The 24,001-nt window shown below is 65.0% G+C and carries 21 protein-coding genes and 1 riboswitch; of the genes, 12 read left to right on the top strand and 9 right to left on the bottom strand.

Features of this window, described 5'->3' with window-relative positions; genetic code table 11:
- Window positions 1–281: 281 nt before the first annotated feature.
- The 3 genes from AC04PT_RS11615 to AC04PT_RS11605 all read left to right on the top strand — a co-directional run bounded on the left by AC04PT_RS11615 (window position 282) and on the right by AC04PT_RS11605 (window position 3,428).
- Window positions 282–1,292, top strand: coding sequence for a taurine ABC transporter substrate-binding protein (locus AC04PT_RS11615; RefSeq protein ID WP_482873849.1), 1,011 nt, complete (start codon window positions 282–284; stop codon window positions 1,290–1,292).
- A 67-nt stretch (window positions 1,293–1,359) separates the two neighbouring features.
- Window positions 1,360–2,163 (top strand): taurine ABC transporter ATP-binding protein, encoded by an 804-nt coding sequence (locus tag AC04PT_RS11610; protein WP_482873848.1) that lies wholly within the window; start codon window positions 1,360–1,362, stop codon window positions 2,161–2,163.
- Window positions 2,163–3,428, top strand: coding sequence for an ABC transporter permease (locus AC04PT_RS11605; RefSeq protein WP_482873847.1), 1,266 nt, complete (start codon window positions 2,163–2,165; stop codon window positions 3,426–3,428). The genes AC04PT_RS11610 and AC04PT_RS11605 overlap by 1 nt, the downstream gene beginning before the upstream one ends.
- Before the next feature lie 52 nt (window positions 3,429–3,480).
- Here the strand turns inward: AC04PT_RS11605 and AC04PT_RS11600 are convergent, their stop codons facing one another.
- On the bottom strand, window positions 3,481–5,052 hold the full coding sequence (locus AC04PT_RS11600) for a 2-isopropylmalate synthase (RefSeq protein WP_482873846.1): 1,572 nt from the start codon (window positions 5,050–5,052) through the stop codon (window positions 3,481–3,483).
- Window positions 5,053–5,319: 267 nt separating this feature from the next.
- On the opposite strand from AC04PT_RS11600, the gene AC04PT_RS11595 reads away from it, so the two are divergent.
- Together AC04PT_RS11595 and AC04PT_RS11590 are read left to right on the top strand one after the other, a co-directional pair.
- A complete protein-coding gene (locus AC04PT_RS11595) occupies window positions 5,320–5,997 on the top strand; it encodes an SDR family NAD(P)-dependent oxidoreductase (protein WP_482873845.1) in 678 nt (225 codons plus the stop codon).
- Complete coding sequence (locus tag AC04PT_RS11590; protein ID WP_482873844.1) at window positions 5,991–7,520, top strand: cryptochrome/photolyase family protein; 1,530 nt, start codon at window positions 5,991–5,993, stop codon at window positions 7,518–7,520. The genes AC04PT_RS11595 and AC04PT_RS11590 overlap by 7 nt, the downstream gene beginning before the upstream one ends.
- A gap of 110 nt (window positions 7,521–7,630) precedes the next feature.
- On the opposite strand, the gene AC04PT_RS11585 is transcribed toward AC04PT_RS11590, so the two are convergent.
- Window positions 7,631–9,118 (bottom strand): MORN repeat-containing protein, encoded by a 1,488-nt coding sequence (locus tag AC04PT_RS11585; RefSeq protein WP_482873980.1) that lies wholly within the window; start codon window positions 9,116–9,118, stop codon window positions 7,631–7,633.
- Window positions 9,119–9,303: 185 nt separating this feature from the next.
- On the opposite strand from AC04PT_RS11585, the gene AC04PT_RS11580 reads away from it, so the two are divergent.
- Window positions 9,304–10,617: a nitrilase-related carbon-nitrogen hydrolase gene (locus tag AC04PT_RS11580; protein WP_482873843.1), complete on the top strand. Its 1,314-nt coding sequence runs from the start codon at window positions 9,304–9,306 to the stop codon at window positions 10,615–10,617.
- A 41-nt stretch (window positions 10,618–10,658) separates the two neighbouring features.
- On the opposite strand, the gene AC04PT_RS11575 is transcribed toward AC04PT_RS11580, so the two are convergent.
- From AC04PT_RS11575 to AC04PT_RS11560, 4 genes are all read right to left on the bottom strand, one after another.
- Window positions 10,659–11,306 carry an SGNH/GDSL hydrolase family protein gene (locus AC04PT_RS11575; RefSeq protein WP_482873842.1) on the bottom strand — a complete coding sequence of 216 codons (648 nt, stop codon included), beginning with the start codon at window positions 11,304–11,306 and terminating at the stop codon, window positions 10,659–10,661.
- A 28-nt stretch (window positions 11,307–11,334) separates the two neighbouring features.
- Entirely contained in the window at window positions 11,335–11,733 is a 399-nt protein-coding gene (locus tag AC04PT_RS11570) for a metallopeptidase family protein (protein ID WP_482873841.1), read from the bottom strand.
- The gene (locus AC04PT_RS11565; protein WP_482873840.1) at window positions 11,730–12,680 is read right to left on the bottom strand and encodes a 1-phosphofructokinase family hexose kinase; all 951 of its coding nucleotides are present in this window, start codon (window positions 12,678–12,680) and stop codon (window positions 11,730–11,732) included. The genes AC04PT_RS11570 and AC04PT_RS11565 overlap by 4 nt, the downstream gene beginning before the upstream one ends.
- Window positions 12,681–12,800: 120 nt before the next feature.
- On the bottom strand, window positions 12,801–13,730 hold the full coding sequence (locus tag AC04PT_RS11560) for an MBL fold metallo-hydrolase (protein WP_482873839.1): 930 nt from the start codon (window positions 13,728–13,730) through the stop codon (window positions 12,801–12,803).
- Between the two features lie 106 nt (window positions 13,731–13,836).
- Here AC04PT_RS11560 and AC04PT_RS11555 point away from each other — a divergent pair, with 106 nt between their 5' ends.
- Both AC04PT_RS11555 and gltX read left to right on the top strand, forming a co-directional pair.
- Window positions 13,837–14,271 carry a DUF1801 domain-containing protein gene (locus AC04PT_RS11555; RefSeq protein WP_482873838.1) on the top strand — a complete coding sequence of 145 codons (435 nt, stop codon included), beginning with the start codon at window positions 13,837–13,839 and terminating at the stop codon, window positions 14,269–14,271.
- A 96-nt stretch (window positions 14,272–14,367) separates the two neighbouring features.
- Window positions 14,368–15,693, top strand: coding sequence for a glutamate--tRNA ligase (gene gltX / locus AC04PT_RS11550; RefSeq protein ID WP_482873837.1), 1,326 nt, complete (start codon window positions 14,368–14,370; stop codon window positions 15,691–15,693).
- 75 nt (window positions 15,694–15,768) lie between these two features.
- On the opposite strand, the gene AC04PT_RS11545 is transcribed toward gltX, so the two are convergent.
- Window positions 15,769–16,959 carry a DUF2254 domain-containing protein gene (locus AC04PT_RS11545; protein WP_482873836.1) on the bottom strand — a complete coding sequence of 397 codons (1,191 nt, stop codon included), beginning with the start codon at window positions 16,957–16,959 and terminating at the stop codon, window positions 15,769–15,771.
- The gene (locus AC04PT_RS11540; RefSeq protein ID WP_482873835.1) at window positions 16,956–17,528 is read right to left on the bottom strand and encodes a gamma-glutamylcyclotransferase family protein; all 573 of its coding nucleotides are present in this window, start codon (window positions 17,526–17,528) and stop codon (window positions 16,956–16,958) included. Before AC04PT_RS11540 ends, AC04PT_RS11545 begins: the two co-directional genes overlap by 4 nt.
- A gap of 95 nt (window positions 17,529–17,623) precedes the next feature.
- On the opposite strand from AC04PT_RS11540, the gene AC04PT_RS11535 reads away from it, so the two are divergent.
- The 4 genes from AC04PT_RS11535 (at window position 17,624) to gcvP (ending at window position 22,815) form a co-directional block, all read left to right on the top strand.
- Window positions 17,624–18,073, top strand: a complete 450-nt coding sequence (locus AC04PT_RS11535) for an RrF2 family transcriptional regulator (protein ID WP_482873834.1) — start codon at window positions 17,624–17,626, stop codon at window positions 18,071–18,073.
- Between the two features lie 41 nt (window positions 18,074–18,114).
- Window positions 18,115–18,201, top strand: a riboswitch (glycine riboswitch).
- Between the two features lie 163 nt (window positions 18,202–18,364).
- A complete protein-coding gene (gene gcvT / locus AC04PT_RS11530; RefSeq protein ID WP_482873833.1) occupies window positions 18,365–19,498 on the top strand; it encodes a glycine cleavage system aminomethyltransferase GcvT in 1,134 nt (377 codons plus the stop codon).
- An 18-nt stretch (window positions 19,499–19,516) separates the two neighbouring features.
- The gene (gene gcvH / locus AC04PT_RS11525; RefSeq protein WP_482873832.1) at window positions 19,517–19,876 is read left to right on the top strand and encodes a glycine cleavage system protein GcvH; all 360 of its coding nucleotides are present in this window, start codon (window positions 19,517–19,519) and stop codon (window positions 19,874–19,876) included.
- Between the two features lie 89 nt (window positions 19,877–19,965).
- The gene (gene gcvP / locus AC04PT_RS11520) at window positions 19,966–22,815 is read left to right on the top strand and encodes an aminomethyl-transferring glycine dehydrogenase (RefSeq protein WP_482873831.1); all 2,850 of its coding nucleotides are present in this window, start codon (window positions 19,966–19,968) and stop codon (window positions 22,813–22,815) included.
- Between the two features lie 135 nt (window positions 22,816–22,950).
- On the opposite strand, the gene AC04PT_RS11515 is transcribed toward gcvP, so the two are convergent.
- The gene (locus tag AC04PT_RS11515; RefSeq protein ID WP_482873830.1) at window positions 22,951–23,850 is read right to left on the bottom strand and encodes an inositol monophosphatase family protein; all 900 of its coding nucleotides are present in this window, start codon (window positions 23,848–23,850) and stop codon (window positions 22,951–22,953) included.
- Window positions 23,851–24,001 lie beyond the last annotated feature (151 nt).

The following is a 24,001-nucleotide window of genomic DNA, read 5'->3' as shown; positions in this document are numbered from 1 at the left end:
CAGGCTGAGCGCAAAAAGGAAGAGCCTATTTTTCAGGCATGACGGTTTCGCTCCGTGGAAAGACGTTTTCGTAATCGGGGCCGACGGAAAATTGCCGAATGTTGCGTACTGTGGGGGCGGAGGCGCGCACGACGAATTTTGACCCGTGCAAAGTTTTTCATTGATCGAAGCGCCGATTTCCGTTCGGATTGCAGCGACGTCCCGGAGAATCCGGGACGGGCCCGGCAAAACGCCGGCAATATAGGTGCCGCACGACGGTACCACCAACACGGGAGATGACTATGACGATTACACGGACGCTCATGGGTGCGGCGGCGGGTGCTGCCCTGCTGGCCTCAAGCCAGGCAGCGCTGGCGGCAAGCCACAGCGACGGCATCACGGTGGGGTACTTCCTCGAATGGCCGATGCCGTTCCAGTACGCCAAGCAGGAAGGCATGTATGACGAGGCGCTCGGCATGCCGGTCAACTGGGTCAGCTTCGACACTGGCACGGCAATGTCGGCGGCGATGGCCTCGGGCGACGTGCAGATGTCGGTCAGTCAGGGCGTGCCGCCCTTCGTGGTGGCCACCAGCGCAGGGCAGGACCTGCAGATCCTCGACGTGGCGGTCAGCTATTCCGAAAACGACAACTGCGTCGTTCGCGAAGACCTCGAGATCGACAAGGACAGCGCCGGCGAACTGGCCGGCAAGAAGGTCGCAGTGCCGCTGGGCACGGCGGCGCACTACGGTTTCCTCAAGCAGATGAGCCACTTCGGCGTCGACGTCGCGTCGCTCGACGTGGTTGACATGGCGCCGCCGGACGGCGCGGCCGCGATCGCACAGGGCTCGGTCGACATGGCCTGCGGCTGGGGTGGCTCGCTGCGCCGGATGAAGGAGCACGGCAATACCCTGCTGACCGGTGCCGAAAAGGAAGAGCTGGGCATTCTGGTGTTCGACGTGACCTCCGGCCCGGCGGGCTGGGTTGCCGAGAATTCTGACACAGTGGCGAAGTTCCTCAAGGTCACGGCGGATGCCAATGCCATGTGGGCGGATGAGGCCAACCACGACAAGATGCTCCCGGTGATCGCCAAGGATGCCGGCATGGACGAAGAGGCGACCATGCAGACGATCTCGACCTTCATCTTCCCGTCGGTCGACGAGCAGATGGGCGAGAAATGGCTCGGCGGCGGCGCGCAGGAGTTCATGAAGGGCGTGGCGGATGTCTTCGTTGAAGCGGGGTCCATCGATTCGGCGCTCGAGTCCTATGAGGATGCCGTGAACACCGGACCGCTGAGCTCCGCCAGCGGCATGTGATGATCGGGCCGCTCCCCCGTCCGTCACGGGCGGGGGGGCGGCTCCACCAACGAAAGACAGGGCAGGGATGTCGGGACTACAAATAGAAAACGTGTCGATGCGGTTCGACCTGCCCAACGGGAGCTACGTACAGGCTCTGCAGGACGTGTCGCTCGACCTGAAGGAAGGCGAGCTGATGTCGGTGCTGGGCCCGTCGGGCTGCGGCAAGACCACGTTGCTGAACATCGTGGCCGGCTTCCTTGCGCCGACGGACGGGCGGCTGGTCCTCAACGGCCACGAAATTCACGGACCGGATGCCGAACGCGGCATGGTGTTCCAGCAGGGCGCGCTGTTCGAATGGATGAGCGTGCGTGAGAATGTCAGCTTCGGCCCGCGGATGCGTGGCCAGCGCGAAAAACAATATGCCGAGGAGGTGGATCACCTGCTCGACATCGTCGGGCTGCGCGACTTCAAGGAAAAGGCGATCTACGAGCTGTCGGGCGGCATGCAGCAGCGCGTGGCGCTGGCGCGGTGCCTGGCGAACCATCCCGACGTGATCCTGATGGACGAACCGCTGGGCGCGCTGGATGCGCTGACCCGCGAGAAGATGCAATCGCTTGTGCTGAAGCTCTGGAAGGAGACCGGAAAGACCATCATCCTGATCACCCACTCGGTCGAAGAGGCGCTGCTGTTGGGCGAACGCCTGCTGGTGATGGCTCCGCGCCCGGGACGCATCCACCGTGAATACCGTCTGCCCTTTGCCGATCTCGGAGTCGGCCAGGACCTGCGCGAGGTCAAGAAACATCCGGAGTTCGGCCAGCGCCGCGAGGAAATCCTTGGCATGATCTGGGACATGGAAGAGGAAATCATGGGCCGGACGGAGGACGCGTGATGGTTATTCTGCTGATCTATATCGTCATCTTCGCCGCGTCCTTCTTCCTTGTGCGACTGATCGTCGACCAGACCGCCAAGGGGTTTGCGGCCCGCAAGACCGTGACCTTCGGGGATGAAAGCGCGGTCACGTCGAACCGCGTGGCCAGCGTGATCTCGGTGCTGACGATCTTCCTGTTGTGGGGGGCCTTCACCGGTTCGACCCTGCTACCCCGGTTCCTGCATGCGCCGGGGCCTTTCGAAGGCACGGCGACGATCGACTACACGGCGCAGGCGGCCGATGGCTCGACCGACGACGCCACCATCACGATCGTGGTGCACAAAGTGGGCGAAGAGAGCGCGGAACCCGAGATCGATCCCGGTGATGGCTGGGCCAAGAACGACGTGTTCACAATCGGGGCTTGGCGCTCCGGGCTGCTTCGGGTTGACCGCAACGACGAGAAGGGCCGCGACGAGGGCCACGAAGTGATCGCCGTCGACGGTCAGCAGATCGCCCCCGGCGGTTCGGTTCAGACCGACTTTGGCCGGGTCGGCATGTCACCCAAGGGCACGCTGAACTTCGAGCCCGCGAAGGGCTGGCAGATGGAGCCGATCTGGCTGCCTCCGCCCGAAGCCGTCGCCGCGCGGCTGGTCGAAATCGCGGATCAGGGCTATCGCGATTCAACGCTGTGGGAGCATCTGGGCTGGTCGCTGTTCCGCGTGGTGGTCGGCTTCTTCTTCGGGGCGCTGGTCGGTATTCCGTTGGGCTATGCCATGGGCCTTTCGGCCTGGTTCCGCGGCTGGTTCGATCCCATCGTGGAGTTCATGCGCCCGGTGCCGCCGCTGGCGCTGATCCCGCTGGTGATCATCTGGGCCGGCATCGGCGAGGTCGGCAAGATCATACTGCTGTTTCTCGCGGCGCTTTGGATCATGGCAATCGCCGCGCGGTCGGGCGTGTCGGGGGTCAACATCACCAAGGTGCACGCCGCCTATTCGCTTGGTGCCTCGAAATGGCAGATCATGCGGTATGTCATCGTGCCCAACTCACTGCCCGAGATTTTCACCGGTGCGCGGGTGGCGATGGGGGTTTGTTGGGGCACCGTGGTGGCGGCCGAACTGGTCGCGGCCGAGAAGGGGGCCGGCATGATGATCATGGTCGCCTCGAAGTTCCAGCTGACCGACATCGTGATCATGGGGATCATTTTGATCGGCGTGATCGGCTTCGGCATCGATATGCTGATGCGCTGGGCGGAACGCGTTCTGGTGCCTTGGAAGGGTCGGGCGTGACGTCAATGTAGCGTGTAGGATGGGTGCTGAGCACCCATCCTACCGACCTCCGCTACCCCAGTTCCTTGTAGCTGATCTCGCGCGTGTCGGCGCCGGGGCCTAGCTTCTCGCGCCGCGTCAGAATGCGGTTCAGCGCCTGGATGTAGGCCCTGACGGAGGCCACCACCGTATCGGTGTCCGCAGATTGCCCGGTGGCGATCATGCCGTCCTCCTCCAGCCGCACTGACACAGTCGCCTGCGCATCGGTGCCTTCGGTCACCGCATGCACCTGGTACAGTTGCAGTTGCGCCGTGTTCGGGTGCAACTCGCGCACCGCCTTGAAGGCCGCATCCACAGGCCCGTCGCCGTGGCAGGTGGCGGACTGCTCCGCGCCGTCGATTTCCATCTCCAGCACCGCCTCGGCCGGGCCGCCGGTGCCGCAGACGACCTTGAGGTTGACCAGCTGCAACCGCTCGGTTCCGCCATCGGTGGTGGCCGTCACCAGCGCCAGCACGTCGTCGTCGAAGACCTCCTTCTTGCGGTCGGCCAGTTCCTTGAACCGCACGAAGATGTCCTTGAGCTGGTTGTCGCCCACTTCGACCCCGAGGTCCTTCAGCTTGGCCCTGAGCGCCGCCCGCCCCGAGTGCTTGCCGAGTGGCAGCGAGGTGCCCGAAAGCCCCACGTCCTCGGGGCGCATGATCTCGAAGGTCTCGGCGTTCTTGAGCATGCCGTCCTGGTGGATGCCGCTTTCATGCGCGAAAGCGTTCTTGCCGACGATGGCCTTGTTGAATTGCACGTTGAAGCCCGAAACCGTCGCAACACGGCGCGAGATGTGCATGATCTTGCGGGTGTCGATCCCGGTCTGGAACGGCATGATGTCGTTGCGCACCTTCATCGCCATGACGACTTCTTCCAGCGCGGTATTGCCGGCGCGTTCGCCCAGCCCGTTGATGGTACATTCAATCTGCCGTGCCCCCGCTTCCACCGCCGCCAGCGAGTTGGCCGTCGCCATGCCGAGATCGTTGTGACAGTGGGTCGCGAAGACAACCTCGTCTGCGCCCGGCACCGTCTCGATCAGCCGGCGGATCAGGTCGGCGCTTTCGCGCGGCGCGGTGTAGCCCACGGTGTCGGGGATGTTGATCGTGGTGGCGCCGGCCTTGATGGCGATCTCGATCACACGGCAAAGATAGTCCCACTCGGTCCGCGTTGCATCCATCGGCGACCATTGCACATTGTCGCAAAGGTTGCGGGCGTGGGTGACGGTCTGTTCGATGCGCTCGGCCATCTCGTCCTGCGTGAGGTTCGGAATGGCGCGGTGCAGCGGTGAGGTGCCGATAAAGGTATGGATCCGCGGCCGGGCGGATTGTTTCACCGCCTCGAAGCAGCGGTCGATGTCGGGCAGCTGTGCCCGCGCAAGCCCGCAGATCACCGCGTTCTTCGATCGCTGGGCAATCTCGGACACGGCGCGGAAATCGCCCTCAGAGGCGATTGGAAAGCCAGCTTCGATGATGTCGACGCCCATGTCGTCAAGCAGTTCGGCGATCTCGAGCTTCTCGGCATGGGTCATGGTCGCGCCGGGGCTCTGCTCGCCGTCGCGGAGGGTCGTGTCGAAGATCAACACGCGGTTCTTGTCGGTCTGGGTCATTGTCTTTGTCTCTTGATTGGATGCGTCTTGCTGGTCCGGGCGCGAACGGGCCTCCTCTGAGCGGTCGCGCCGGAAGGCACGCTCAGAGGCGGACTAGCAGAGCCAGCAGGCCACGCGACAGCGCCGCGCGGGGGGCGCTGGGAAGGGTCGCTGTATGGGCCTGGATCGACATGGGGGCGACTATACGCGGCTGCGCCTGAATGAAAAGTGTCTTTTTGCCCTTCGGTCGTGCTTGAATGCGGGCTTCGCACAGCTAGTTGGCGCGCAATGGAGCACAGGATCGAACGCGCGCTGGTGATCGGCGCAACGGGTGGCATCGGCAAGGCTGTGGGCAGGGCGCTCGCGGCGCAGGGAACCGAGGTGACCGGCCTGTCCCGCGCGGTGAACGGATTGGACCTCACGGTCGAAGCCTCGATCGAGCGGCATCTGTCGGCGCAAGAACGCCCCTTTGATCTTGTTCTGGTGGCAACCGGCGCGTTGGAGATCGCCGGGGCGGAGCCGGAAAAGACCATCCGCGATCTGACACCCGAAGCCATGGCACGGCAGATGGCGCTCAACACGATCGGTCCGGCTATGGTGCTGAAACATGCGCTGCCCCTGCTGCCGAAGGACCGCCGGTCGGTGGTGGCAGCGCTTTCGGCGCGGGTTGGGTCCATCGGCGACAACCGGCTGGGCGGCTGGTATTCCTACCGGGTGGCAAAGGCGGGCGTGAACCAGGTCGTGCATTCCTTCGCGATCGAGCTTGCCCGGTCTCACAAGCATGCGGTCTGCATTGCCCTGCACCCCGGGACCGTGGCGACCACCTTCACGGAGAAATACGTCAGCCGGCATCCGGCCGTGTCACCCGACGAAGCGGCCGGCAACCTGCTGAAGGTGATCGACGGGCTGGGGCCGGACCAGACCGGTGGCTTCTATGACTGGGCCGGCCAAGAGGTTCCGTGGTGAGCCGCCTCGTTCTGGTGCTGGGCGATCAGCTGACGTCTGACATCGCTGCGCTGGAGGCCGCGGACAAGACCCGCGACGTCGTGGTCATGGCCGAAGTCGCGGACGAAGCCGACTACGTGCCGCATCACCCCAAGAAGATCGCACTGGTGCTGGCGGCGATGCGCAAGTTCGCCGCGGCGCTGCGCGACGACGGCTGGGACGTGCGTTACACCCAGATGGACGACACCGACAACGCGGGCTCCATCGTCGGTGAACTGCTGCGACGGGCGGAAGAGACCGGTGCTGACGAAGTGCTGGCCACCGAGCCCGGCGAATGGAGGCTGATCGATGCGCTGAACGCCGCACCCATCCCCGTCCGCATGCTGCCCGACACCCGGTTCCTGGCGTCGCATACCGAGTTCGAGACATGGGCCGAGGGCCGCAAGAGCCTGCGGATGGAATATTTCTATCGAGAGATGCGGCGCAAGACCGGGTACCTGATGGACGGCGACAAGCCTGAGGGCGGCGCGTGGAACTACGACAAGGAAAATCGCAAGCCGCCGCCCGACAGCGTCGATTTCGGCGGGCCGATGGAATTCACCCCGGACGAGACCGTCGAAGAGGTGCTGGACTTGGTGGAGGCTCGCTTCGGCGACAACTTCGGCACGCTGCGGCCCTTCACGCTGGCCACCGAGCGCGGGCAGGCGCGTCGCGCACTAGCCCATTTCATCAAACACGCGCTGCCCCGCTTCGGCGACTATCAGGACGCAATGCTGAACGACGAGCGGTTCCTCTACCACGCGGTAATCTCGCCCTACATGAACATCGGCCTGCTGGATCAGCGTGAGGTCTGCGCAGCGGCGGAGGCGGCCTATCGTGCCGGGGATGCGCCGCTGAACGCCGTCGAAGGCTTCATCCGCCAGATCATCGGCTGGCGCGAGTTCGTGCGCGGCGTCTATTTCCTGGAAGGGCCGGATTACACGCGGAACAACAAGCTGAACCACCAGCGCAAGTTGCCTTGGCTCTACTGGGGCGGCGAGACGCGGATGAACTGCATGTCCAAGGCCGTGGAACAGACCCGCGACGCGGCCTATGCCCACCACATCCAGCGGCTGATGGTGACCGGCAACTTCGCGTTGCTGGCGGGGGTGAACCCGGCCGAGGTCCACGAATGGTATCTCGCGGTCTATGCCGATGCTTATGAATGGGTCGAGGCGCCCAACACCATCGGCATGAGCCAGTTCGCCGACGGCGGGGTATTCGCTTCGAAACCCTATGTCTCGTCAGGGGCCTATATCGACCGGATGTCGGATTACTGCGGCACCTGCGCCTATGACGTGAAGACCAAGGTGGGCGAGGGCGCCTGTCCGTTCAACCTGCTCTACTGGCACTTCCTCGACCGGCACCGCGACCGGTTCGAAGCCAACGGACGGATGGGCAATATCTACCGCAACTGGGACCGGATGGACGAAGACAAACGTGCGGCGGTGTTGGCGCAGGCAGAGGCGTTCCTCGCGGATCTGAGCGCCGGCAAACCCGTCTGAGGCGGTCGCGTTCCGAGTGGTCACCGTAGGCCGGGCTTCAGCCCGGCACTCCGCGGACCGGAGCCGGGCTGAAGCCCGGCCTATGCCCGGTCTATTAGTGACCCGCGCGGTTACTCGGTCTCGGGCTCTTCTGGAGTGTCGGCGGCGGCGCCGTCCTCGGTGTCAGGCTCTGTTTCGGTCTCCGCCTCTGCCGGCTCGGCCTGCTGTACCAGCGCGCCGTTCTTCCACTCGCCCGATGCTTCCTGCCCTGCGGCATAGCGCATTGTGCCCTCGCCCTGGCGCTTGCCGGCGACGAAAGTGCCCTCGTAGACATCGCCGTTGGCATAGGTGGCCACGCCCTTGCCCGAGATCTCGCCATTCTGCCATTCGCCGATGTACTTGAACCCGTCGGGCATCGAGATCTCGCCCTCGCCGTGGCGCTGGCCGTCTTCGAATTGGCCGATGTAGACGGTGCCGTCGGCATAGGTCGCGGTGCCCTTGCCATGGCGGCGGCCCCGTTCCCATTCGCCCTCGTAACGGTAGCCGTCGGCGTAGGTCATGATGCCGAAGCCATGGTTGCGGGCATTGAGGAAGCTGCCCTCGTAGACCAACCCGTTGGGATAGGTGGCCTTGCCCTCACCCTCGATCACGCCGTTGACCCATTCGCCTTCGTAGGTCGAGCCGTCGGGATAGGTGATGTTGCCCACGCCATGCGCCAGGTCGTCGACGAACTCGCCCACGTAGATCGAGCCGTCGGGATAGGTCACGGTGCCGACGCCCTGGATCTTGCCGTTTTCCCAGTCGCCCTCGTAGCGATAGCCGTCCTCGCCGGTGAACACGCCCTTGCCGTTGCGCTGGTCGTCGCGGAAGGTGCCTTCGTAAACATCACCGTTGGCATAGGTGACGCGGCCCTGTCCCTCGCGGCGGCCCTCGATCAACTCGCCCTCGTAGACATCGCCGTTGGGCTGGATCAGCTTGCCTTCGCCGGAAATCTGGCCTTCGCGCCAAAGGCCCTCATAGATCAGCCCGTCGGTCATCTCGAGCTTGCCTTCGCCATCGCGCTTGCCGTCCGCGACGCGGCCTTCATAGACCGAACCGTCGGGATAATTGATGGTGGCCACGCCTTCCTTGACGCCGTTGACCCACTCGCCGTCGTAGCTGTAGCCGCCCGGGCTGGTCATCACGCCGCGACCGTGATGCATCGCGTTGCGGAACGCGCCCTCGTAGCGCACGCCGTTGGCATAGACCGCGACGCCCTGGCCGGTGATCTGGCCGTCGTCCCAGGTGCCTTCATAGGTGCCGCCGTCGGTGAAGGTGATCTTGCCGACGCCATGCGGCTTGCCTTTGGCAAACTCACCCTCGTAGATCGAGCCGTTGGGAAAGCGGGCCACGCCCTTGCCCTTGATTTCGCCCTCGTGCCATTCGCCGGTGTATTCATAACCGTTGGGCAGCCGATAGGTGCCGGTGCCGTGTTGCAGCCCGTCGCGGAAGGTGCCCTCGTAGACCCCGCCATCATCATATTGCTTGGTCAGGACTTCGGTTCCCTGCGCCAGCGCCGGCTGCATGGCGAGAACTGCCAGGGCCAGGCCCATGCCTGCACTGCGAACGGTCTGCTTCATATGGCTCAACGTGCCCCCGGGAACAACTTTCCCCGGAAGGTAAAGGAGCCTGACGGTGCAGACAATGGCTTTTGATCACAGGCGCTTGATCGGGCCGGCGCTCGGCGGCGGCACGCGCAGCCACCATGGGGCTTGCTCCCGGCCGCGTAGCCGATAGGTACGGAACGAACCAAGGGGGCAAGACCATGACCGAGACCTTCCGCATTACGCTGGCGCAGCTGAATCCCACTCTGGGCGACATTGACGGCAACGCCGCGCTGATCCGTCAGGCGTGGAAGGACGCGCAGGCGGCGGGGGCCGACCTGCTGGCCTGTCCGGAAATGGCGATGACCGGTCATCCCATGGGGGATCTGCTGCTGGACCCCGCGGTCTGCCAGACCGCCACGCAGGCGATAAAGACGCTGGCCAAGGACTGCGCAGAGGGGCCAGCGTTGGCTGTCGGCGGGCCTTGGGCCGAAGGCACGGAGGTGTTTAATGCCTATGTCGTCTGCCACGGCGGCAAGATCGTCTCGGTGCAGAAGAAGCACCACCTGCCGCATCACGAGGCCCGCGCCTTCGCCGCGGGCGACCTGTCCGGCCCATTTGCGGTGAACGGGGTGCGGATCGGTTGCGCCATCGGCAGCGACGCGGCAGGGCCGGACGTGGCCGAGACCCATGCCGAAACCGGGGCGGAGCTTCTGCTGATCCCCGACGCTTCGGCCTATGCGCCCACGGCCTTCGATCTGCGGCTAAACCATGCGGTGGCCCGTACGGTCGAGACCGGGCTGCCGGTGATCTGGCTCAACCTCGTGGGTGGGCAGCAGGGCCGGGTGTTCGATGGCGGCGGTTTCGGCCTGAACCCGCGCGGCGAGCTGGCATTCAAGCTGCCGGTGTTTCGCTCGCAGTCCGTGCATGTCGACCTGAAGCGCGGCGCGGAAGGCTGGCGCATCCTGCCGGGTGAGGTGGCACCTCATCCCGGCGCCAAGGAGCAGGACTATCATGCCATGGTGCTGCGCTTGCACGATGGTCTGCGCAAGGCGGGCAAACGGACGGTTTGGCTGGACCTATCGGGCGGGATGAACGCGACGCTGCTGGCGATGATCGCCGTGGATGCGCTGGGCGCAGACCGGGTGCGCTGCGTCTGGCTCGCCCCGGGCCGGCCATCGGGCGAAGCCTTGCAAATGGCAGGCAGGCTGGCCGAGCGGCTGGGATGTCGGTTCGATGTCATACCGACGGAGGGCGTTGCGGCTGCGGTCGCCGAGGCGGTAGCGCCCATTTCGGAGGGGGCTCCGCCGGCTGCCCTTCAGGCGCGGCTGCGCGTCTTCCTGCTTGGGGCTCTGGCCGACGATGACGCGGTGGCCTTGACCTCGGGCGACGGGGCCACGGAGGCTGGAGTGCAGTTCAATCCGCTCGGTGGGCTGGATGCCGTGCGGATCGCGGACCTGCTCCGCTGGCGAAACGGCAACCACCGCAGCTGGATGCTTGGCCCAAATGGTGGGGTGGTTTCGGAAGACGGGTGAACCCGTGTACTGCCCCACCAAGAACCCACATCCTACAGGGGTCAGCGCGGAATGTAGGACGCGATGAACCGCGCGATGCGGGCGCCGCCCTTGGGTGTGGGGTGGATCAGGTCGCGGGCATAAAGCGACATGTCACGCGGATCGTAGACCTGCCCGGCATCGAGGAACGTCACCTTCTGCCTTTGTCGCGCCGCCTTTTCCATGCGGCTGGCCAGCGTCGCCAGTTCGTCGCGGCAAGGCGCAAAGGGTCCACCGCGCACCGAAACCGGGAAGTAATCGAGCCAGATCACCTTGTTCGCCCGTTGCGCCAGCAGGTCGAGGAAGGCCGGCATCTCGCCTCTCTGCCCGTCGGCGGACACCAGTTGGTTCAACGTGCCTTCGCACCGCCCGCAGCCGCATTCGCGCTTGAGGTCGTTGCCGCCGCCGTTCACCACGATCACGTCCCAAGTGCCCTGCGGCAGTTGCGACATGATCTCCCGGCCGAACAGCCCGCGCGTGCCTGAAAAAACCGCCCCCGAAGCCGCACGACTTTGCACCGACAGCCCGTCAAAGCGATTCATCTGCTGGGGGATCGACTGACCGCGCAGCCCGTTCCACGCAAGAATGGAATCGCCCACCACCAACACGCGCATCTCAGCCATGGCCGACATCGGCAGCAGCAGGAAGACGATCAGAAGCAGGCGCGCCATGGCTGGTCCTTTCGAAGATCTGAAGGGATCACTCCCACCACGGATCAATTATGGCGATGTCGTCGTCGGACCAGCCGAAATGATGCGCAAGTTCGTGAACCAGCACGTGACGGACCAGATCGCCCAGCTCCTCGTTGCCGCGATCGCGCCACTCGGCAAGGATCGGTTCTCGGAACAGCCAGATCACATCGGCGCCGTAGGGCTGGTCGAAGCCGGACTTCTCGGTCAGCGGAATGCCCTCGTAAAGCCCGGTCAATTCTCGCGGGTCCTGCATGCCGAAGCTTTTCAGCATCTCGTCGCTGGGCCAGTCGGCCACCTGTATCACCACGTCCCGGGCCGGTGTGGCGAAGACGTCGGGCAGGCTGTCGATGGCCTCGGCGGCGAGGCGGGCAAAGCCTTCGGCCGAGGTGTCGGTGCGCGCGGTCACAGCCTGGTCAGCTTCGCGCCCGGCAGCATCCGCTCGACCGTGGCGCGTTCGCACAGGCGGGTGCCCAGCGTCGTGCAGGCAGCCCCGGCGGCGACCACGCCGACCTTGAGGCACTGCTCGACCGCTTCGCCCCGCGCAAGGGCCAAAGCGAAGGCGCCGACGAAACTGTCGCCCGCCCCGACCTTGGAGACGACCTCGATCTTCGGGCCGACCGCGTGCCAGCTGGCGTCGGCGCTGGACAGGACGGAACCGTCGGCGCCGCGCGCGACGATCACGTTCCCCGCCACCCCCCGGTCGACCAGGCTGCGGGCGAAGGCAGCGCTTTCCTCGCGGGTGGGCAGGGGGCAGCCCGCCAGTTCCTCGGCCTCGGGTCCATCCATGCGCAGCGCGAAGACCGTCTCATGCGGTTCGCGGGCCAGCTGGAACAGCGCCGGGCCGGAGGTGTCGACGATGATCTGCGCCCCGCGTCCCTTGATGTGGGCGGCGAGGATCGAGGGAAACTCCTTGGCCACCCCCGGCGGCTGGCTGCCCGACAGGATCACCAACGTGTTCTCGGCCGCCGCCTGGTCGATGGAGTTCAACCCTCGGGCCACGTCATGCTCTTCCCAGGGCGAACCGGGCATGACGAAGCGGAATTGCTCGTTGGTCTGCTGGTCGGTAACTGAGAACGACAGCCGCGTCTCGCCCGGCCCCTGAAAGGCCACCGTCGGCACGCCTTCCAGCGCCAGCAATTGCAGCAGTTGCGCACCGGTGCCGCCGCCGATGGCGATCAGCGCAGTCGCGTGTCCGCCAAGCATCTGCACAGCGCGGGCGACATTGATGCCGCCGCCGCCCGGGTCAATCGAGGGATCGGTGCAGCGCAGCTTGTGCTCGGGGTAGACATGCGGCGCCGAGGTGGCGAAATCAACCGCGGGATTGAGCGTGATGGTCAGGATGTTGGTTTGCATCGTGTCGGTCCGGGCCTGTCGGCATGTAGCAGTTAGCGCTCACATTCTCACTTCCGGCATCCGGATGCCACCCCTTCGTACTTGAGGCGCCCGCCTCAGTCGGGCGGGCGCCTGCCGGGATCAGAGCATCAGTTGATAGCTCATCGCCTCGTAGCCATAGCCGCCTTCGCGTTGGTTGACATATCCGATGGCGGGAAAGGGCATGTGGTAGCCGATGAAGGGGGTCTTGTCGGCCGCCATCATCGCCAGCAGTTCCTTGCGGGTGGCAGCGGCCGCCGCCTTGTCCATATCGAACTTCACCTCCCAGTCGGGGTAGGCCAGCGACCAAACGTAGTGATTGGCGAAATCGGCCGCGATGATCAGGCTCTTGTCGCCGCTGTCGAGCCGATAGACCATGTGGCCAGGGGTGTGGCCGAAGGCCTCGACGGCCTCGATGCCCGAGGCGACGGAATGGCCGCCCTCGACCATCTCCATCTTCTCGGCCAACGGCCTGACCTTGGCATCGAAGCCGTCGTTGCCGGCGCTGGCCCAGTGGTCGTACTCGGTCGCGCCGGTCACGTAACGGGCATTGGCGAATGTGGCATTGCCGGCGTCATCGGCCAGGCCGCCGATGTGGTCGCCGTGCATGTGGGTAAGGACAACCACGTCGATATCGTCCGTGCTGCGCCCCGCGGCCTCCAGCGCGGCAGAGATGCCCTGCGCGTTCAGCCCCGTATCGAAGAGCACCAGTTCGGACCCGGTGTAGACCAGTGTCGGCGTGAAGAAGAACTGTGCCTGGTCGGTGGGGATATTGGCCTGTTCCGAGGCTTGCGCGAACTCTTCCTCGCTGGCGTTGAGGCCGAAGATATTGTGCGGATCGGGCACGGCGCGGGTTCCGGCGAGCAGCGTCGTCACCTCGAAGTCGCCCAGCTTCACGCGACGGTAGTCGGTGGTGTTGATGCCCATCTGCTCGGGCTGCGAGGATTGGGCGCGGGCGGCGCCCGCTGTCAGCCCGGCCAGCGGCGCGGCGGCAGCAGATGCAAGAAGGGCGCGGCGGGAAAAATCGGTCATGCTATTGTCTCCTTTTGGTGGACGGCTAAGGCTAAAGTGACCGGAGAAGACGTCCCTGTCTATCACGGCTTCGTGACCGGCAAGGACCGGATCAGAGGGATCGCGGATGACGCAGGACCAGAACAAGACACAGGCGACCGATGCGTCGGTCACGGAGTTCCTCGCCACGGTAGAACCAGAGCGAAAGAGGGCGGACGCGCAGGCGCTGGACGCGCTCTTTCGGCAGGTGACGGGTTTCCAGCCCAAGATGTGGGGCAAGGCGATCATTGGCTACGGGCAATATCACTACCGCTATGCCTCGGGCCGAGAAGGCGATTCCCTGGCCACGGGGTTCAGCCCGCGCAAGGCGAACCTGTCGATATACATCATGCCCGGCTATGCGGATTTCGGGGACCTGATGTCCCGGCTCGGCAAGCACAAGACCGGCAAGTCCTGCCTCTACGTGAACAAGCTGGCGGATGTCGACATGGACGTTCTGGCCGAGTTGATACGCGCGGGACTGCGCGACCTTGACAGCCGTTGGCCGGTGCAACCGACCTGAGGCGGGTGCTCAGGTCCGCGGCGCGGGCGCGCGCGGGGCAGGCGGCTGGACAAGACTGCCGGATCGTGGGAAAGGCTCAGCCAACAGGAGAGCCCCATGACCACCACCCGTTTCGCCCCGTCGCCCACCGGTTACATCCACATCGGCAACCTGCGCACCGCGCTGTTCAACTGGCTGATCGCGCGCAAGGCCGGCGGCAGCTTCATCCTGCGCATCGACGACACCGATCCGGAGCGGTCGAAAGAGGAATACGTCGACGCGATCAAGGAGGACCTGGAATGGCTGGGCCTGACATGGGACCGGGTTGAGCGTCAGTCGGAGCGGCTTGACCGCTACCACGAGGCAGCCGAAACCCTGCGCGACAAGGGCCGCTTCTACGAGGCCTTCGAAACCCCCACCGAGTTGGACCTGAAGCGCAAGAAACAGCTCAACATGGGCAAGCCGCCGGTCTATGACCGCTCGGCGCTGGCGCTGTCGGACGACGAGAAGGCCAAGCTGCGCAACGAGCGCGGCGCCGGTGTCTGGCGCTTCAAGCTGGACCATGAGCGGATCGAGTGGCTGGACGGCATCCTCGGCGACATCTCGATCGACGCGGCCAGCGTCTCCGACCCGGTGCTGATCCGGGCGGATGGGCAGATCCTCTACACTCTGGCCTCGGTGGTCGACGACACCGAGATGGGCGTGACCCACGTGGTGCGCGGCTCGGACCACGTCACCAACACCGCGACACAGATCCAGATCATCAAGGCGCTCGGCGGCACCCCACCGTCCTTCGCGCACCATTCGCTGCTGACCGGTCCGCAAGGCGAGGCCTTGTCGAAACGGCTGGGCACGCTCAGCCTGCGCGACCTGCGCGCCAACGGTGTCGAGCCGATGGCGGTTCTCAGCCTGATGGCGCGGCTGGGCTCGTCCGACCCGGTCGAGTTGCGCAGTGACCTATCGGAGCTGATCGAGGGCTTCGACCTCGAGAAGTTCGGCTCCGCCCCGACCAAGTTCGACGAACAGGATCTCTATCCGCTGACCGGGCGCTATCTGCAGACCCTCGATTACACGCAAGTGGCCGACGATATCCGCGCCCTGGGCGTGCCGGAGGACTTGGGCGAACGCTTCTGGACAGTGACGCGTGAAAACATCACCACGCGCGGCGACCTGGCCGGTTGGTGGCAGATGTTCCGCGACGGCGCCGAGCCGGTGATCGCCGAGGAAGACCGTGACTTCGTGAAAGAGGCGATGACGCTGTTGCCCGAGGGCCCCTATGACGGCGAGACATGGGGAAAGTGGACAACCGAAGTGAAAGCCGCCACCGGGCGCAAGGGACGGGGGCTCTTCATGCCGCTGCGCAAGGCCCTGACCGGGATGGAACGAGGGCCGGACATGTCCGACGTGATGCCCCTGCTGCAGGTTGTGAAAGCACGCGGCTAGGGCACTCTGCGCTGGCACTGGTCCACTACGCCACGGGCTCGGATGACCCCCGCACACCCGTGGGCCGGGCAGGAGTCATTCCTCGAAGATTTCCTCTCGCGCCCTCTTTGCGGCGCCGGCCATGTCGCTGTTGGGGTGGGTCTCGAGGCTTTCCAGCACCTCGCGCAACCGGCCCATCACCTGAGGGTCTTCCGCGCCGTCCCGCGCGATCGGCAGGACCGCGTGGCGCAGCAGCCCCTCGGCCTCGATCGGCGGCATCGAGATGCGCGGAAACTGCGGCGTGCGCTCGCGCTCATGGTTCGGGACACTCGGGACTTCTTCCCAGAGCAGCCGGTCGATGCGCCCCAGCACTTCGATGGCGGTGCCGGGGTCGTTGATACCGGGCGAAAGCGCCCGCTGGGCGCTCTCTGCCAGGATGGACAGGCCCAAGGTCGGGTCTTGGTCAAAGGTGCGCACATCGCCAATGTCGAAGCATCGGGCAATGCGGTCGATCAGCGCGTCGTCGGCCTTCGTGGCGGTGCCTAGGGTCTTGGTGCGCAGCACGTATTCACCCGGTACGCGGGCTATATGCACATGGATTCCCGCCTCCTTGGCCAGTTCGTCCAGGTTCGAGACGTCGATGAAACGGATGTAACCGGATTTCAGCGCCGGCACCCGGCGCGCGGTGTCGGGCACGATGTCCTCGGGCGTGGCCTCGCGCGCGCCGAGACAGGGCCTCTGCGCCCGGTCGCGCATGGATTCGCGCGCGCGCACCTCGATGATGTGCAAAGTATGGTCCATGCTGCCAAGTTGCGACAGGTGGTCGATCCAGCGCAGGATCGCCAGCACGATCATTGCGAAAACCACCATGGTGAGGGCGAAAACCACCACCGAAGCCTCTTCCGAATAGACTTGCGCGTGAAACAGGATCACCGCGCTCAGCGAATAGACGAAACCGCCCACGAAGGTCGCCAGCACGCTCTGCGTCACCGTATCCTCGAGCAGCAGGCGGTAGGCGCGCGGGGTCGCCATGGACGAAGCGGTGCGATAGGCGCTGACCATGACGTTGAGCGAAAAGGTCGTTACCGCCAGCATCCCCGAGGCGAGGATGGTCAGCACCGGCAGGATCGCCTCGCGGCCCAGATGCAGCTTGATGTTCGTCGGGATGATCGGCGTCAGCAGGGGCGCCATCGCCAGCGCCAGTAGCGAAAACGCCGAGAGAAGAGCCACGCGGACCCAAAGCTTGGTGAATATTCGCCGCAGGATCAGCAGCGCCTTCGAGATCATGCGAGGCTCACCAGAATGCGTGCGCCGGCATCGGTCAGCAGGTCGCCAAAGAAATCGCGTTCATGTCTCTCCATGATCTGGTGGCGCGGATAACGCGGCTCGGCCCGATCATCGAGGATCGGTGCGTCCCAGCCATCAGTGGTGGCGATGAAATCGCGCACACCGTCACGGCCATAGAGCCTGAGGTAGCCCTGCAACACGCATTCCAGATAGGACATCAGGATCGGGTGCGCCTCGGTCGGGGGGCTGTGCCGGTCCGGCGGGATCGCATAGATTGCAATGTCGCGGGCGTAATCGGCCCTGTGGTCGATCTGGTGCGCCGCCGCGATGCGGTCATAGGCACCCTCGCGCTCATCCAGCGCCGCCCAGTCGGCTCCCGGCACGGCAGCGATCACCCCGTCGATGGCGGTCAGGCTGTCGGGCACCGCTGTGAGAAATGACACCGGCCGCAATTCGGTGTGACGCCACGCGCGGCGCCACCCGCGGGCCTGCGCGAGGTGGATGTCGGTGAAGGCATGCGTCGCCGCATTCACCAAAGAGCCGTAGCCGAAGAAGAAAGGATCACTCATCGCCTCTAAATGTGACCTGTCAGTGACTTATGTCAAATCCTGCGTTTCGGCGTTGTGCCATGCTGAGCCTCATAAACAGCAAGAGAGTGTTATTGATGCGAGTTACCAAGCGTACCAACATTGCCGTCCGGGTCCTCATGTACAGCGCCGCCCATACCGGAAGGCTGGTGACAAAGTCCGAGATTGCACGGCGCTGCAATGCCTCTGAGAACCATTTGGGTCAGGTAATCAACCAGTTGGCACAGCTTGGCTTCCTGAAAACCCACCGGGGCCGCAACGGCGGGCTGGAACTGGCAAGGCCGGCTTCGGAACTGCATATCGGTTCGGTGTTTCGCGCGATGGAGACCGCGACGCCCGCCAACGAATGCGTCGCGGATTCCGACAACAGCTGCCCGCTGATCGAGGTTTGCCGGCTCCGCATCGCCCTGGCAGACGCCTGCGAGGCCTTCTATGCGCATCTCGACAAACTGACGCTCGACGCGCTGGTCTGCGATAACGCGCCGCTGATGGATATCCTCAATCCGATGACCTGCGCCCGGCACTGATTTTGCCGTTGCCCCGGGTGTAGACCTTCGCATACATTCCCCGCGACTCGGTGGGAGAACCGGCTGATGCCGGTGCCGAAGGAGCAACCGCCCCGGAAACTCTCAGGCGACAGGACCGCCGACGTCGACAGAATCTGGAGAGATCCCGGCCAATCCGGGGCGCCGAAGGGATAACGATCTCAGGCAGAAGGACAGATGGGGCATCACCGGGCTGACCTTCGGGTCGGGTCGCAGGGGATGCCGGGTTGATCCTTCACGGACGCTCCGGCCCGAAAACGGGAGAGTGTCGACGTGTCCGACGATCAAGAGCTGAAGCGCACGCCGCTGTATGACCTGCACGTGAAACTTGGCGCCAAGATGGTGCCCTTCGCGGGCTATGAGATGCCGGTGCAATACCCGCTGGGCGTTCTGAAAGAGCACCAGCACACCCGCGCCAAGGCCGGGCTGTTCGATGTCAGCCACATGGGGCAGGTGGTGCTGCGCGCCAATGACCCCGAAGCGGCGAAACGCGCTTTCGAAACGCTGGTGCCGGTCGATGTGCTGGGGCTGGGCGAGGGCCGGCAGCGCTATGGCTTTTTCACCAACGAACACGGCGGCATCGAGGACGACCTGATGTTTGCCAACCGGGGCGATCACCTGTTCGTCGTGGTCAACGCCGCCTGCAAGACAGCCGACATCGCCCGGATGCGCGACGCGCTGGAACCCGAGGTGACGGTCAAGGAAATCACCACCCGGGCGCTCCTGGCGCTGCAAGGGCCGGCCGCCGCGGCGGTGCTGGCCGAGCATCATCCCGCCGTGGCGGACATGAAGTTCATGGACGTGGAGACCGTGCCGCTGGCCGGGGCCGAATGCTGGGTCTCGCGGTCGGGCTATACCGGCGAGGACGGCTATGAGATCTCGGTGCCCGAGGCGGCGGCGGAGGAACTTGCCAAGGCGCTGCTGGCCCATGACGACGTGGAGCCTATCGGCCTCGGTGCCCGGGACAGCCTGCGGCTGGAGGCGGGGCTCTGCCTTTACGGTCACGACATAGACGATCAGACCACGCCGGTTGCGGCGGGACTGACGTGGGCCATGCAGAAGGTGCGCCGGCCGGGCGGGGACCGGGCCGGAGGCTATCCCGGTGCCGACGCCATCGCCAGCGATCTGGCCGAAGGCAGCGCACAGAAGCGGGTCGGGCTGCAACCGGAGGGCCGTGCCCCCATGCGCGAAGGCGTGGAGCTTTTTGCCGACGCGGACGGCGGCGAAGCGGTCGGCCACGTGACCTCGGGCGGTTTCGGCCCGACGGTGGGCGGACCGGTGGCGATGGGCTATGTCTCGACAGCGCTCGCGTCCGTCGGCACGGTGCTTTACGGCGAGGTGCGCGGCAAGCGGCTGCCGGTCAAGGTGGTGAAGCTGCCCTTCGTCGCACCCGGGTTCAAGAGATAGGTTCAACAGGAGACACCGATGAAATACACCGAAGAACATGAATGGCTCGACGCCGACGGCGACGTCGTCACCGTGGGCATTACCGCGCACGCTGCCGAACAACTGGGCGACGTGGTCTTTGTCGAACTGCCCGAGGTCGGCACCGAGGTCAGCAAGGACGACGAGATCGTGGTGATCGAAAGCGTCAAGGCCGCCAGCGACATCCTCGCGCCCATCGATGGCGAGATCGTCGAGGTCAACGAGGCCATCGTCGAGGATCCCGGCAAGGTCAACGACGATCCCGAGGGCGAGTCGTGGTTCTTCAAGATCAAGGCGTCGGACGCCAGCCAGATGGACGACTACATGGACGAAGCCGCCTACAAGGATTTTATCGGCTGATATTCCGTCCTGTCGGAGCCTGTTTTTCGTCGCAGGACCAAGGGCTTCCGGCAGGATTTTAATTTGCAAGATGAAGCAGGGGGCTTTGCATGGCTTTCACTCCGATCGACTATCTTCCGTATGATTTCGCCAATCGGCGGCACATCGGACCGTCCCCTGCCGAAATGGCGGAAATGCTGGAAAAGCTGGGTGCCGACAGCCTCGACGCCCTGATCGACGAAACGGTGCCCAAGGCGATCCGGCAGGACAAGCCGCTGGATTTCGGAAAGCCAAAGTCGGAACGCGAGCTGCTGCGCCACATGCGCGAGGTCGCGTCGAAGAACAAGGTGCTGACCTCACTGATTGGCCAAGGCTATCACGGCACTGTAACACCGCCCGCCATCCAGCGGAATATCCTTGAAAATCCGGCGTGGTACACGGCCTATACCCCGTACCAGCCGGAGATCTCGCAGGGCCGGCTCGAGGCGCTGCTGAACTTCCAAACCATGGTCAGCGACCTGACCGGGCTGGAGGTCGCCAATGCCTCGCTGCTCGATGAAGCCACCGCCTGCGCCGAGGCGATGACCATGGCGCAACGCCTGTCGAAGTCGAAGGCAAAGGCGTTCTTCATCGACCGTGACTGCCACCCGCAAAACATTGCGGTAATGCAGACGCGGGCCGAGCCTCTGGGCATAGAGATCATTGTGGACAAGCCGGAAAGGCTCAATCCATCAGCGGTTTTCGGGGCGATCTTCCAGTACCCGGGCACCTATGGCCACGTCCGCGACTTCTCCGACGAGATGTCGGCGCTGCATGAGGCCAAGGCCATAGGCATCGTCGCCGCCGATCCGCTGGCGCTCACCCTGTTGAAAGAGCCGGGCGCGATGGGCGCGGATATCGCTGTCGGATCGACGCAGCGCTTCGGCGTGCCGATGGGCTATGGCGGTCCGCACGCGGCTTACATGGCCTGCCGCGACGATTATAAGCGGGCGATGCCGGGCCGGATCGTCGGCGTGTCGGTGGACAGCCACGGCAACCGCGCCTACCGCCTGTCGCTGCAAACCCGTGAACAGCATATTCGGCGTGAAAAGGCCACCTCAAACGTCTGCACCGCGCAGGCGCTGCTGGCGGTAATGGCCGGGATGTACGCGGTGTTTCATGGGCCGGAAGGGCTCAAGGCGATTGCCCAGCGTATCCACCGTAAGACCGTGCGACTGGCCGAGGGGCTTGAGGAGGCCGGCTTCAAGGTCGATCCCAAGGCCTGTTTCGACACGATCACCGTCGACGTACGCAGCCTGCAATCGGCGGTGCTGAAATCGGCGCGGGACGAGGGCATCAACCTGCGCCGCGTCGGTGAATACCGCGTCGGCATCACGCTCGATGAATGCACCCGGCCGTCGACCATCCAGGCCGTCTGGCGCGCCTTCGGGATCACCAAGAAGGACGACGACTATACGCCGCATTATCGGATGCCCGAGGAAATGGTGCGCACGTCGGACTTCCTGACCCACCCGATTTTTCACATGAACCGGGCCGAGACCGAGATGATGCGCTACATGCGCCGTCTGGCCGACCGCGATCTTGCGCTCGACCGGGCGATGATCCCGCTGGGGTCCTGCACCATGAAGCTGAACTCGGCGGCCGAGATGATGCCGGTCAGCTGGCGTGAGTTCTCGGTGCTGCACCCGCTGGTGCCAGCGGATCAGGCGCTGGGCTACAAGCACCTGATCGACGACCTGAGCCAGAAGCTCTGCGCGATCACTGGCTACGACGATTTCTCGATGCAGCCCAATTCGGGCGCACAGGGCGAATACGCCGGCCTCCTGACGATCGCCGCCTATCACCGCGCCAATGGCGAGGGCCACCGCAACGTCTGCCTGATCCCGATGTCGGCGCATGGCACCAACCCGGCCAGCGCGCAGATGGTGGGCTGGAAGGTCGTGGCGGTGAAATCCGCGAAAAACGGCGACATCGACCTCGACGATTTCCGTGCCAAGGCCGAGAAGCATGCCGACAACCTCGCCGGCTGCATGATCACCTATCCCTCGACGCATGGCGTGTTCGAGGAAACCGTGCAGGATGTCTGCTCGATCACCCATGAGCACGGCGGACAGGTCTATATCGACGGCGCCAACCTCAACGCCATGGTGGGCCTTTCGCGCCCCGGCGATCTGGGCGGAGACGTCAGCCACCTGAACCTGCACAAGACCTTCTGCATTCCGCACGGCGGCGGCGGTCCCGGCATGGGGCCGATCGGCGTCAAGCAGCATCTCGTGCCGCACCTGCCGGGTCATCCCGCGACGGATGGCGAAGAAGGACCGGTCAGTGCCGCGCCCTATGGCTCACCCTCGATCCTGCCGATCTCCTGGGCCTATATCCTGATGATGGGCGGCGAGGGGCTGACCCAAGCGACCCGCGTGGCGATCCTAAACGCCAACTATATCGCCAAGCGGCTGGAGGGGGCCTATGACATCCTCTATCGCGGCCGCAACGGGCGGGTGGCGCATGAATGCATCATCGACACGCGGCCCTTCGCAGACAGCGCGGACATCTCGGTGGACGACATCGCCAAGCGGCTGGCCGATTGCGGCTTCCACGCGCCAACGATGTCATGGCCGGTGGCCGGCACGCTGATGGTCGAACCCACCGAGAGCGAAACCAAGGCCGAGCTCGACCGGTTCTGTGACGCGATGCTGGCCATCCGCGCGGAGATCCGCGAGATCGAAGAGGGCCGCATGGACCGGGCCAACAACCCGCTGAAGAACGCGCCGCACACGATGGAGGATCTGGTTCGCGAATGGGACCGGCCCTACAGCCGCGAGCAGGGGTGCTTCCCGCCGGGCGCGTTCCGCGTCGACAAGTACTGGCCGCCGGTGAACAGGGTGGATAACGTCTTCGGCGACCGGAACCTGGTGTGCACCTGCCCGCCGATGGAGGAGTACGCCGAAGCGGCGGAATGACGTCTCGGGGGGCTGGCCAGCGTGCTTCCCCCCAGCCTTCCCGGACCTGATCCGGGACCTCCGGTCAAACCATAAGGAGAGGCCCCGGATCATGTCCGGGGCCCTTGTTCGCAAACCTTCGGCGGTGCGCGCCGGTCAGGCGTCTTCGACCTCGGGTGCATCCTCGGGCTTTGGCCCCAGCAAGAAGCTCAGCTCGTCCGCCACGGTCTGCCACGTCTTCTCGCTGCCGGCGCACAGCAGATAGCCCTCGCGGTGCGCGACCGAATAGTCGCGCCCGTCGAGAAAGGCCACATGGCCGCCTGCCTTCTGGCACAGGATCACCCCGGCCGCATGGTCCCAGGATGTCATCTTGCACGACAGCACGAAATCGCAGTGCCCCTCGGCCAGCAACCGGTACTCATGCGCCGAGCAGCGCAGCGCGTCGGGCCGGCCGATGCGCGGATAAAGCGCCGCAATCTGCGGCTGCACCGCCTCTGGCATCAGCTTGAGGTGAATGTAGCCCACCATATCGGCCAGCGGTTTCGGCGCGGCGGTGGCCAAAGTGCGGCGGCGGCCTCGGGGGCCGGTCCACTGGGCAACGGTGTCTTCGTCCGCCGTCACCACATCGTCGTTCAGCGGGTCATAGATCAGCCCGAACACCGGCTTGCCGAAGCGTGTGGCGGCAACCATCGTCCCGAACAGCGACAGCCCGTGCGCGAAGTTCCAGGTGCCGTCCACCGGATCGATCAGGAACCCCAGCTCGGCCTCGTCCAGCGCATCGAGTATTTTCGGATCGCGCGACGCGGCTTCCTCGCCGACAATCACTGCCGAAGGAAAGGCCATTTGCAAGCCCCGGGTGATCATCGCCTCGGCGGCCTCGTCGGCGGCGGTGACGAGGTCCAGCTTGCTGGTCTTCTCGATGATGTCGGCCGGATCGAGGGCGCGGAAGCGGGGCAGGATCTCGGCCTTGGCGGCGCGCCGGACCAGGTTCAGCAGTGCGGTCTTCTGGGCACGCGTCAGCGGCGCGTGGACGGTCATGGGCAGGTTGTCGGCCATGGGGAGCTCCGATTCTGGCGGAAGTTGTAAGCGGTTTGCCAGCCGGGGGCCAAGGGTTCAAGGGAAGGTTTGCGAGCGCGCCGCGGTCCGCCGTGCAGCCCCGTCAGCCGAAAGGCGCGACGCGAACGGAAAGCGCCTGCCGACACGCATT

It is taken from the genome of Litorisediminivivens sp. KMU-197 (genome assembly GCF_056858395.1).
Note: the sequence above shows the minus strand (reverse complement) of the source record. Positions and strands in the feature narration are given on the sequence as shown.